12 protein-coding genes are annotated in these 12,049 nt (G+C 39.3%); 3 read left to right on the forward strand and 9 right to left on the reverse strand.

What is annotated here, in order from left to right; genetic code table 11:
- Positions 1-31: 31 nt before the first annotated feature.
- The 7 genes from GW828_RS16620 to htpX form a co-directional block, all read right to left on the reverse strand.
- A complete protein-coding gene (locus tag GW828_RS16620; RefSeq protein WP_273059750.1) occupies positions 32-382 on the reverse strand; it encodes a hypothetical protein in 351 nt (116 codons plus the stop codon).
- A gap of 258 nt (positions 383-640) precedes the next feature.
- Positions 641-1,306 (reverse strand): DUF3047 domain-containing protein, encoded by a 666-nt coding sequence (locus GW828_RS16625; protein WP_124016038.1) that lies wholly within the window; start codon positions 1,304-1,306, stop codon positions 641-643.
- Between the two features lie 112 nt (positions 1,307-1,418).
- Positions 1,419-1,820, reverse strand: coding sequence for a GFA family protein (locus GW828_RS16630; RefSeq protein WP_273059754.1), 402 nt, complete (start codon positions 1,818-1,820; stop codon positions 1,419-1,421).
- A 146-nt stretch (positions 1,821-1,966) separates the two neighbouring features.
- Positions 1,967-2,791 (reverse strand): M23 family metallopeptidase, encoded by an 825-nt coding sequence (locus tag GW828_RS16635; RefSeq protein ID WP_273059772.1) that lies wholly within the window; start codon positions 2,789-2,791, stop codon positions 1,967-1,969.
- Positions 2,792-2,916: 125 nt separating this feature from the next.
- Positions 2,917-3,789: a 6-carboxytetrahydropterin synthase gene (locus tag GW828_RS16640; protein ID WP_124016041.1), complete on the reverse strand. Its 873-nt coding sequence runs from the start codon at positions 3,787-3,789 to the stop codon at positions 2,917-2,919.
- A 705-nt stretch (positions 3,790-4,494) separates the two neighbouring features.
- On the reverse strand, positions 4,495-7,011 hold the full coding sequence (locus tag GW828_RS16645; protein ID WP_273059758.1) for a putative bifunctional diguanylate cyclase/phosphodiesterase: 2,517 nt from the start codon (positions 7,009-7,011) through the stop codon (positions 4,495-4,497).
- A gap of 300 nt (positions 7,012-7,311) precedes the next feature.
- Entirely contained in the window at positions 7,312-8,175 is an 864-nt protein-coding gene (gene htpX, locus GW828_RS16650) for a protease HtpX (protein ID WP_124016043.1), read from the reverse strand.
- A gap of 267 nt (positions 8,176-8,442) precedes the next feature.
- Here htpX and pepE point away from each other — a divergent pair, with 267 nt between their 5' ends.
- Positions 8,443-9,150, forward strand: coding sequence for a dipeptidase PepE (gene pepE / locus GW828_RS16655; RefSeq protein WP_182723874.1), 708 nt, complete (start codon positions 8,443-8,445; stop codon positions 9,148-9,150).
- A 164-nt stretch (positions 9,151-9,314) separates the two neighbouring features.
- Here the strand turns inward: pepE and GW828_RS16660 are convergent, their stop codons facing one another.
- Positions 9,315-9,737: a VOC family protein gene (locus GW828_RS16660; protein WP_273059762.1), complete on the reverse strand. Its 423-nt coding sequence runs from the start codon at positions 9,735-9,737 to the stop codon at positions 9,315-9,317.
- Between the two features lie 102 nt (positions 9,738-9,839).
- Here GW828_RS16660 and soxR point away from each other — a divergent pair, with 102 nt between their 5' ends.
- Complete coding sequence (gene soxR, locus GW828_RS16665; RefSeq protein ID WP_182742861.1) at positions 9,840-10,286, forward strand: redox-sensitive transcriptional activator SoxR; 447 nt, start codon at positions 9,840-9,842, stop codon at positions 10,284-10,286.
- A gap of 163 nt (positions 10,287-10,449) precedes the next feature.
- Here the strand turns inward: soxR and GW828_RS16670 are convergent, their stop codons facing one another.
- On the reverse strand, positions 10,450-10,896 hold the full coding sequence (locus GW828_RS16670) for an Hsp20 family protein (RefSeq protein WP_124016047.1): 447 nt from the start codon (positions 10,894-10,896) through the stop codon (positions 10,450-10,452).
- A 533-nt stretch (positions 10,897-11,429) separates the two neighbouring features.
- Here GW828_RS16670 and GW828_RS16675 point away from each other — a divergent pair.
- Positions 11,430-11,660, forward strand: a complete 231-nt coding sequence (locus GW828_RS16675) for a hypothetical protein (protein ID WP_124016048.1) — start codon at positions 11,430-11,432, stop codon at positions 11,658-11,660.
- Positions 11,661-12,049 lie beyond the last annotated feature (389 nt).

The following is a 12,049-nucleotide window of genomic DNA, read 5'->3' on the forward strand; positions in this document are numbered from 1 at the left end:
ATCATCTGCACGAGCTATCAGTAACTGTAACTTAGTAAATGTCACTCATATCAATAATAGGCTTAGCAACTGTGGCACAGATAATGGACAAGATTAAAAAGGGGACTGTATGGCACAAAACCATTGGATACTTGTTCACTAGGGCCCTTGTTGGAATAAAAAAATATGGATCACAGTTAAGTAATAAGCGATAAATCGGCATCAATATTGGCTTAAACCAAGTGTGAAAATAATAACCACTCATTGCCACTATCTGTACTTCAATAAGTAATAAGAAAACATCAAGACTGACAAAATCAATAAACAAGGCCAAAGCGGCTAACTCAGGACCAAGCAGTAGAAATACGCCTAAAATAATATTGCGGTAATTTTCCAGAGCCATTTTTTCATGTTCATCAATCTTCCTTGCTAAAATAAGTTAACCCTTAACATGTAAATCAGAACGTTATACTTTTCAAAAATCGTTAAAGTGACTTAATGACTTAATGACTTAATGACTTAATGACTTAATGACTTAATGACTTAATGACTTAATGACTTAATGACTTAATGACTTAATGACTTAATGACTAGCAATAATACACTGCGAATCATTGTATTTATTGAATTTATTTTATTTAAACAGCTAATTAATAAGTTTCTATTCTTCACTAAATATGATGTCTGCATAATAAGATTCAGCTTGTTTACCACTGTTATCTGTGTCGGTCATTATCGCGATGATATCGATGTATTGATAGGCTTTACGATTAGCGGTATCACTGCCTTTATCACCAAAGGTTTCAATCAAGTCTTGGTATACATTGCGCTTTTGTGGATACCATCTGCCCTTCTGCGCTTCCTTACCTCTAATAGAGAGCATTTTAACACTTGAGCCAGCAAAAGCGTTGTCCCAAACCAAGCCCTGATCTTGATTACTCGACCAAACGTAGTTTAATGATTTGGTATTCCACACCATAAAACCACCATCAATAACCACATAAATTCGAGCAACAAAGTCGTCGCCTTTTTTACTGCGCTCATTTAACTGCAGCAGTTGCTTTTCGACGAGCCAACTCCAGTTGAGGTAAGGCGTTACCATAAGATCAATTTGGCGTTCTAACACTAATCCTGACGCGGCATTATGACTAAGTGCCTTTAGTGCCAAACGCCCTTTATACTCAACGATGGAGTAAATTGATTTACCGGAAAACACTTTAGGGTGCCACTTATCTATGCCCTTTTCACTTAATGACGTCAGATTGATAGTAGCATTCACGTTCAAACACACGATGACGCTAATCAATAATATAAACCATCGCAGCATTGCGATCTCCTATCATAACACTCAGTCACATTACGTCTAAAGCTGACAAAATATTACCATTAATAACCAATGGAGATATCCATGATAATGACTGGTTAATATGGACGTAATATTAAACATTCCGATCGGCAGGATGATTGATACCATCGCCAGTGACAATGTGACCTAACTCAAATGGATTAACACCTTCTAAACACCCAATATTAAAGCCATATTCAGTTGGGTTTGAATGTCGTTGATGATGAGTGTAAATACCGCAGAGTGAGCAAAAATAATGCTTTGCAGTATGAGTATTAAATTGATAAAGCCTCAACACATCTTGACCTTTTACCACTCGAATACCATCCAGCTTAACGGAAGCAACAATCGCCCCCTTTCTACGACAAATTGAACAATCGCATCGTCTCGGATTTTCAAGACCATTGGGTAGCGTAAGTTCAAGTTCAACAGCACCACAATGACATGTGGCTTTGTGTTTCAGTTGGATCTCGATGTTGCCAACTCGCTTTATCATAACTAGCTTCCTTTATGCAGTAAGCAGAAAATAGTGAGTCGCGCAGCTGAAGCTATGGCTCAAAGAGGCATAAATAATGCTCTACAGATACCCGTAAAGCTGTTGATTATAGAGTCAAAAAAGGCTCTGACTCTATACAGACAACACTACTTAGCCGCTTTCTGAGCGGCTAACACAGTCGCCATAGACGGCACAATCGATACAGGGTCTAAGCGCATTTGGAACCAGTTTAAGCGCCAATCTAAATGTGGCCCAGTCACTCGACCTGTCGCGCCAATTTCAGCGACTTTATCGCCTTGCGCCACTTTGTCACCCACTTTTAAATACAGTTTACTTAAATGTAAAAATGTTGAGCTCACCCCATAGCCGTGATCAATAATCACAGTGCCACCAGAATAAAACATGTCGGGTTCAGCTAAGGTTATAACGCCGTCTGCAGGCGCAACCACTACAGTGCCTGTTGGGCGGGCAACGTCAACCCCAAAATGTGGATTTCCGGGTACGTCATTGTATATGCGCTGACTACCATATACCCCTGAAATTCTGCCTGTTACAGGCCAAATAAAGGTTTGCATAAATGCATCTTGCTGACTAAATAAGTCTCTGGCTGCACGAGTCTGTTTGGCATCTTTAGCAGCCCTCGCTTGAGCGACGGGATCCGGTTTCATTATTTTCTGGCTTATGCCGGTGACCCGATCAATTTTGTAGTCTCTTGCGGCTATTTTTAACGGCTTAATTTCTGTTAATCCGTCTGGGTAGATCACTTTAAATACTTGGTCTTTTTTCGCGTATCTATCAAACCCTATAGCAAACTGACCGTCTGGGGTGACTTTTACTGCTTGATCATTCAACAAAACCTTACTGCCGGCTGGCACAGCCCCGCGCACTAAAGCACCTTGTTCAAACTGGCCTTGAAAGGTCACAGCGGCAACCGAATTAGCCGTTAAGCCACAAAAGCTGACCACCAGCATTGCTGCTGTTAATATCAATTTTAAAATGGTATTTTTTAATAACATAATCGAAACGCATTCCTTGTTAATCGCGACAAAAAGATAAAAAAAGGGCCACCTTAAGGCAGCCCATTAATAATACTTGATTAACCCCTTACCGCAATGGCCCCTTTGCCAATACCTTCGTAAGCAATCACTTTAAAATGACTTTTAGGCTCTTTACTGGCCAATGTCTTTGCCATGTATTCAGCAAGCATCTCAACAGTAGTGTCGTGAGGAATTAAGTCACAGCAATGCTTAGGCATTGCTAATTGAAAATCACCTTGAGGCGCAACATAATGAAAACCATAGTGTGTTTCGTCGCTGATTTTAGTCTGCTTAGACAATTCTAGGGTTTTTACCGACACTAAATCCTCTTCGGTGCCGAGGTAAATGTCATGCCAACGTTCTGCCCAATATTGGTCCCATTTGGGCTCTGCAATACCATTTTCAAATACCGTTACTGGGCTACGATGACCATGGGCAATCCGCTGACAGTTGCCGTCATGCTTGCGTAATCCGTGGCTGTAATGGTAAAACGGGGTATCGAGCACTTCGCTGCGTAATGTGAGGCTGATGCCTTGGACATTTTCCGGTAACACTTCACGTAAGGCTTTCTTCAAAAAGTCATTGACGCTTTCATAGTCAATCACTTCTGAAGGAATAAGCGCAAATGCTTGTGAAGGACAGGCTAAATGTATGTCACCTTTGTCACTGCTAAAATCCATCCAAACCCGGTCGCCCTTCTGCTGCCAGCGCACTTCGCTACAAGCAGTAGGGATTAACAGGCGATGATCGGCTACATCATCAATGGTGTTTTTGATGATGCGTTTAACCTTGCCAAAATCGAGCACCATATTTTGCTCATCCAAGCCACCATCTAATAGCACATCGACAATCCAGCTTTCACCAACCATGCCTCGAACAGGACAAAGGTAAGAAAAATCGATTACAGTTAAATCTTTTACAAACAGTTGCATTAATGCTCCTAGGCAGAAAAACAGTCCACCTCAGTATAAATGTATTCCTAACGGCGCATGCCAGTGGAAGGTCTATCTTACGTGATCAGCATTTATCCGACTATCAACTCTTAGTCTAATATTCACGGGGGAATTACCACATGCTATTCGCAATGAGTCATAACCCGCCAATCGATTCAATGCCAGTAAAAGGTCACGTTGATACTCTAAATGATATCAACGACATTCTAAACAAAAGCCAAGCTATGAGCGAGTAAACATCGAAGATAAATGTAATAAATTAGTCTAATCGTAGTAATAGACCTGAATCGAGATAAAAGCTTGCGAGGGGAATTACGACACCCAAAGGAGGAGTAAGTTTTAATGTAGTGAGCAATGAATTAATGCATTTACATAAAACATTAACTAGGATCTTTTTATCTCAGGTGATCACAGGTTGTTGGAGATAAACGGTTTATTTTATACCAGAGCAGCGCAAATGTTGGATGATAGAGACCAAGCTTCTAACAGACTAATAAATTGCAACAAAATGACTCTATAAACACGTTTAGCTGATGCTTCAAGCAGTATTTATAATGGTGATAACACCGAAATGGCCAACAGTGATTCAACATCGGTGAACCTAGATATTTACACTTAATGCAGTACTAAAAGTCGTAATGTTAATGGCAAAGCAGCTTACACACTCTGTAAGCTGCATTTTTGTTACTTTACTTTAATTTCATTAGGTAAATTGCTGTTACGGATCGTAGGTAAAAACTCGTTAAGATCTTGTGGTAGTCGCGGTTTGCTATACAGATATCCTTGAACCAAATCACAGCCATTAAGCCGCAAAAAATCGGCTTGTTCGACGGTTTCCACCCCTTCTGCAATAATCTGTAAATTCAGGGCATGACCCAATGCAATTACCGCCTTAGCTATGGCGGTGTTATTGGTATCATGAGGAATGTCTCGCACAAATGATTGATCGATTTTTAGCTTATCAATTGGTAACTTTTTGAGATAATTCAGAGAAGAGTAACCTGTACCAAAATCGTCGATACTCAAGGCTATTCCCATAGCACCTAATAATTTCAAATCACGAATAATTGCATCAGGATCATTCATCATACAAGATTCGGTGACCTCTAATTCCAAATGTTTCGCAGGTAATCCCGTTTCTAATAAAATAGAACGTACTTTATCAACAAAATCATTCCTTTGTAGCTGTAAGCTCGCCACATTAACGGAAATACGTTCAAATGTTTTGCCTTGAGTTAACCACTCAACCCCCTGCAAACAGGCAGTTTTTAATACCCATAAACCAATGTCCCAAATCAAACCAATCTTCTCGGCTAATGGAATAAATTCAGCAGGAGAAATTTGACCTAGAGCCGTATCGTGCCAGCGAATAAGGGCTTCAAAACCATTTGGTTTTAAATCGGATAACTTAACCTTTGGTTGATACATTAGATAAAAATCTTCATTAACTAATGCTTGATGCAATGCCGTTTGCAGTTTTAATTGTTCTGCTGCTTGTTTGGTCATTGACTCGGTATAAAAAGCGTAATTATTTCGCCCATCCAATTTAGCACGGTGCATAGCGGAGTCAGCATTTCGTAATAAGCTGTCATGGTCATCGCCATCACTGGGGTAGATAGCAACGCCCATACTGGCAGTTAGCCTTACAGATTGAGAATTATCCAGTATAAACGGACGCTCAAACACACTGCGAATGCGATCAATTGATGAGGTGACAGAATCGGTCCCCATAATACTAGGCAGCATGATGACAAATTCATCGCCACTTAGACGGGCTAACACATCAAAATCAGATAAGGCATAAGATAAACGTTTAGCTAACTCAACTAAAATTTCGTCGCCAATAACATGACCTAGACTGTCATTAATGTGCTTAAAAAAGTCGATATCTAAAAACACAATCGCCAGCTGCTTTTTGGCCCGATGAGAGTGATTAACCTCTTGCTCGAGCAATGACATAAATTGCATTCTGTTTGGGAGCTGTGTCAGCGGATCAAAATAGGCTAAATTTTTTAATTTTTCTTCATTTTGTTTTTGAGCAGAAATATCGGCAAATACTGCCACATAATACTGAATGATATTTTGTTTATCTAAAACGGCACTAATAGTGATCTTTTGTGGAAATATCGCCCCATGTTTGCGACGATTCCAAATTTCACCATGCCATTTACCTTGAACAAGTAACGTATTCCACAAACGCTCAAAGAAGCTTTTTGGATGACGACCGGAATTAAGTAATCTCGGATTTTTACCTAATACCTCTTCACGACTGTAACCCGTTATATCAGTAAAGGCTTGGTTAACTTCAGTAATATTTCCATCACTGTTGGTTATCACTACACCTTCTACAGCATTTTGAAACACACTCGCGGCTAGAATAAGTTGTTCTTCAGCCTCTTTGTGCTTGGCAATATTACGGGTCATTCCAATAACCCCAGTTAATTTGCCTTGAGCATTGCTAATTGGGGCTTTAATGGTTTCGAGCCAGACTTTATTAAAGTTGACGTCGACTTCTTCACATTCAGACACCACTACGGAAGCTCCGCTATTGATGGCTAATTTATCGCTCTCAATAAATTCATTTGCAGTGCGTTGATCAAATAAATCAAAGTCGGTCTTCCCCAGAATTTGCTCTTTTGATTTTCGCCAAGCTCTCTCAACACTTTTATTACATGAAACATATTGCCCATTGGTGTCTTTTACCCAAATATGCTCTTCAAAAGCATCAATAAAGGATTGTAAATCAACATCAAGAGACACTGGCTTACTCGCATGAGAATCGATCGTTAATGAGCTTATATAATAGCGGATTGCATTACTTAGCATATCGGCTATGCGTATTTGCATAGCCGATAAGGCTTGACTTAATACCTCTTCAGACGGCGGCTTCTCTTGAGTGCTAAAGCTTATCACGCCAATAATAGTGCCTTGGGCTGAACGAATAAGTTTGTGGTAGACACACGAGTGCTGATCGAGGGTGGTGACATTATGCGTGAGGGTCGCTTTGAGATGTTGTAATACACTAGACTCATGCTGTTGCTGGGTATTTTTATCAATATTTTGACTTGTGCAAATAACATCAATACTCAGTTCAATATTGGCCTGATAAAAAATGATAGCAAGACGAAACTCGGCAGAAATATCGTTTATTTCTAGCTGCCATTCTCTTAATTGCGCTTGAGAAATAGCTTTTTTCAGCATATCAATTTCCTGAATAGTGTTGGTTGACTCATGTTCTTATAAGCATATTTGTATACATTAAGAGTATGCTTATCGACATTATTTGCAATATTATTGCGAGATCAGATCATATCTGAAACTATCCTATTGGGTGTGATAAAACAACAATATGTCATCGATTAGAGTGATTAATGCAATAACCCACTACAAGTAACCGATTAAAGCTCCCAATTCAATCATTCCTAATGCATAAAAAACAAAAAAGGAGCCCAAAGGCTCCCTTTCTATTTTACCGACATAAACCCGATAATTTTCTGAATATTAGCTATTTTTCAATGCCGCAATACGTTTTTCTAATGGAGGGTGGCTCATCATTAGCTCAGCCATTGAACGTTTACCGTTAATCCCAAAAGCCGACATTTGAGCTGGCATAGCACCAGATTCAGGACCTTGGCGTAAACGCTCTAACGCAGCAATCATTTTGCCTTTACCTGCTAATCGCGCCGCCCCTTCATCGGCCTTAAACTCACGAATACGTGAGAAGTAAGCCACAATCATTGAAGCTAAAATGCCAAACAACATATCAAGCACAAATACCACAGCCATATAAGCAAACATGCCTAGGCCTTCACCTTCTTCATCATTGCTAGAAACAAAATTGTTAATAATGCCAGCGACAACACGTGCAGCAAAAATAACAAAGGTGTTCACGACGCCTTGGATTAAGGTTAAAGTCACCATATCGCCGTTTGCCACATGGCTTACTTCATGTGCAAGTACGCCTTCAATTTCATCTTGAGTCATGCCATAAAGCAAACCTGAACTCACTGCGACTAAGGCATTGTTTTTACTTGGGCCTGTAGCAAAGGCGTTCATTTCAGGTGACTGGTATATAGCAACTTCAGGCATCTTAATACCAGACTTTTCTGCTTGGCGTGCAACTGTTTCAACTAACCAACGCTCCATATTATCACGAGGATGGGTGATGACTTCGCAACCCATGGTTTTCTTGGCCATCCATTTTGAAATGGCTAAACTGATAAACGAACCACCAAAACCAAAAATGGCAGCAAATACTAACAGTCCACCCATTGTTGAGGTATTAACCCCAAGAATAGACATTACAATTGAAGCAACCAGTAATATGGCAAAGTTGGTTGCGATCAACAAAAATATACGCTTCATTTAAGCTCCTGTATGGCAAAAGTGCCGATTTTTCATTGTTACTAAAGACATAATATGTCCAAAAAATTTAAATTCAAGCTTAGTTGTATTAAAAAAAATTTATACTCTTTTATGAGCTGACAAAACAGAGACTTGAAATTCAAGCGAGCTGAGTCTAGGGAGGTTTGATTAATTGAAACTGAAAAATAACCGCCAGAAACAAACTCTGTGTCGACAATGGTTAATCTTTGTTAAACTGTCGAAAACAATGAACAAAAAGGACTTTTTATGACCATTAATGCGTTAATGCTGAGTGCTTCACGCGTCGGTGACTCTGCTTATTTAACTCATGCTGTCGAGCTTATTCGTCCATTAACCCAACCTGGGCAACAGTGGCTATTTATTCCCTATGCGGGAGTCAGTGTTAGCTACGATGAATATTTGACAAAAGTACAGACTGCACTTGAACCACTGTCAATAACCATTAATAGCATTCATCAATTTGCCGACCCAAAACAAGCAATTCAAGATGCGGCCGGAATTTTGGTTGGCGGTGGTAATACATTTCAATTACTTAACGAATTATATCGTTACGACTTAGTCCATTTAATCCGTGAACAAGTACAAAGTGGTATGCCGTACATTGGCTGGAGTGCTGGCTCAAACATTACTGGAGCCAGCATTCGTACCACCAATGATATGCCAATTGTTGAACCACCATCATTTACCGCCTTAGGTATACTGCCGTTTCAATTAAATCCGCATTACACTAATTACCAGCTGCCGGGTCATAATGGTGAAACGCGCGCGCAACGCTTGTTAGAATTTACCTTAGTTGATCCTTTAACGCCGGTTATCGGAATCCAAGAAGGCAGCGCCCTATGGCGTCAAGATGAAACATTACGGTTAATTGGCAATGAAGTAGCTTACTTATTCCATGGTAAGCAACAAGAAGTAGAGATAGCGGCTAATAGCGATTTATCTGATTACTTATAATTGAGCTATCTGTACAGTTACTTATCGATAACTTACTAAAATCCACTAAACCTAAACCATTGAGCTTTATCTATAAGCTCAATGGCAGTTAATGTTGAGTGATTGGCCATTAAAAGTTACTGGCGACTGTTTGCTGATTAATACTTAGTATGAACAGTTACTAGTTACTCAGTATCATACTGATTTCGTTCACTAGGTATGTCGGTTAAGTATTCAACAAATTCGACTTCAAACCCGTTCGGGTCTATAAAGTAACGGCTTTTATAAAAAGGGTCATGACCACCGATGATCGCCACCTCAAAACCGACCAAGGCCAATCTTGCCACTAATGCATCAATATTATCGACTACATAGGCAAAGTGTGCCAAACCTAATGCATTACTTTTGAGATCGCGAGCTTTCCCTGTCCCCGAATCATTTAACGACAAATAATGATAATCATCACCAAAATGTAGCCATTTTCTTGGTGTACCATGCCAAATAGATTCGCCACCACCACGCACTCGCCAATGCGGAAATGCGGCTTTATAAAATACTAATGACTCGTCTAAGTCATTCACTACTAAATTTAAATGTTCTAATCGCATCTCTTATCTCCTTATTAATAATTCAACACAGCTTAATACCTCAAGTTAACTTGAGGTAAAGGATTATTTTTGCCAAAATGATAAAAAATAGTTGGAATAATAATGGAAGCAGAATTAAGTGTTGGCCAAGTTGCAAAGCGTTGTGGGATCAATGTGTCCGCTATCCACTTTTATGAACAAAAGGGCTTAATCAGTAGTTGGCGAAATCAAGGCAATCAACGTCGTTATGCACGAGACGTTATTAGGCGAATATCGCTCATTAAAGCGGCGCAGCAATTAGGGATATCACTGGATGAAATACACCTTGCTTTCGCGAGTCTACCCAGTGGAAGAACAGCGACTAAAGAAGATTGGACTGATTTATCGAATGCTTGGAAACAATCACTAACCCAAAGGATTATTAAGATGCAAAAATTAAAAGACTTATTAGAAGGTTGTATTGGTTGTGGTTGTTTATCGATGAAAAACTGTCCACTGTATAATCCTGATGATTTGCTCGCTAAACAAGGGCCAGGACCGGTGCTATTAAACAACCAAGACACAGAATAACGATTAGACTAATAAATTTTGAACACAAAAAAGCCTAGTGTAAAAAACTAGGCGTAAGCAATAAGCTAAAAATGGGGGAGTGAGATAACACTAAAGGTTGTGAATATGGCTTAAATATTAGATTACACTTAAGCCACATATACACCAAGCTAACAATAAAGGTTTAGCCGAGCGTGTTTGTTGCGACAATATCAATTTTACGTGGTTTCATCGCTTCTGGAATTTCACGAATCAAATCGATATTGAGTAAACCGTGTTCTAAGTCCGCGCCAATCACTCGCACATGATCAGCTAGTTGGAAAGTGCGTTCAAAGCCTCGTTCAGCAATGCCTTGATGTAAATATTTTCGTTCGTCACTTTTAGCAGTCTTATTGCCTTTAACTAACAATTTTTCGCCTTCGCTCATGATATCTAATTCAGGCATAGAAAAACCTGCAACAGCCATAGTGATCCGATAACGGTTTTCACCTAAAAGCTCAATATTATAAGGAGGATAACCAGTGTTAGCATTATTGGCTGCTGCATGTTCAGCAAGTTGCGCTAAACGATCAAAACCAATCGCACTTCGATAAAGAGGAGTTAAATCTGGAGAAATATTAAAATTACGCATGTTCATACCCTTGTCTAAAGCAATATGTAAAGATGACCACTATTTATGTTAGTGGTGTTACGAGTTTACAGTCCTTCCGGCACTGTGTTAGCAAGTTTACTGAAACCTCAATCGAGCATTTCGTTAATCGTTCCTGCTACATAATTATATATATGGATGACTGAAAATATAACAAGTGTCGCAGGTGAAAAAATAATATTTAAGTCATAAAAATATTAAAATAGACTATAAAATCAGTGAACTAAAAAATAACTATTTTAGATAATAATCAGTGGTATTAAGTTGATTTCACAATGATGACTTTTGTCACTGGTAATTTTGATTGAAGTCGTCACAATAATAGACAACAAAACACATCAATCTGCACTCAGGATAAGAGATGAGCATATGGTGATAAAGATCATAAATTTAGACGTTAGCCACTATCAAACTAGTCATTTGTTTTACTAGCGTTAATAGCTGGTCTATTGCAGGTTAATTTAACGAAGTTAGCAAAGTAACAGGCTATTTAATAAGACTAATAAGGACATTTTATGAACCCAGCAACAATGGCATTACTGATCCCAATTTTGGCTATTTTGGGCAGTTTTATCGTGAGCATAATGAAACTTAGAGAGCGCCAAGCTCGTGCCACAACAGACCAAGCAACCAACAATAAAGCCCTACATGATGAAATAAGCGCCCTACGTAAACGGATTGAAGTGCTTGAGCGTGTTGTAACCGAAGACGCATACGATCTAAAACAAAAAATTAATAATGCATAAGTTGTTTTGAACACTATTAGCATCGAGTCAATTGCAGACTATTTTAATGCGAGCAAAGCAGCAGTTATAAGTTATAAAGACTAATAGTCAGTTGGTTTTACATATAAAATTCAGATATTTTTCTGAATTACGCACAGTAGTATCCTACCAGTCTTAAATATCTTAAGTTACAGACGTAAAATAGCCCGCTACATAATAGCGGGCTGTTTCACGACTCTTTCATGTCAATTAAGCGCCTGGAAATGACCGACTCTCGCATGGGCATACTGGCCACACTGACTAATTGCTTAGGTTTAAGGCACAAAACAAAAAGGCCACTCGGTTAGAGTGGCCTTGCTGTTTTATTTGGCGCCTGGAAATGACCTACTCTCGCATGGGGAGACCCCACA

The organism is Shewanella vesiculosa (assembly GCF_009994065.1).
Lineage (GTDB): Bacteria > Pseudomonadota > Gammaproteobacteria > Enterobacterales > Shewanellaceae > Shewanella > Shewanella vesiculosa.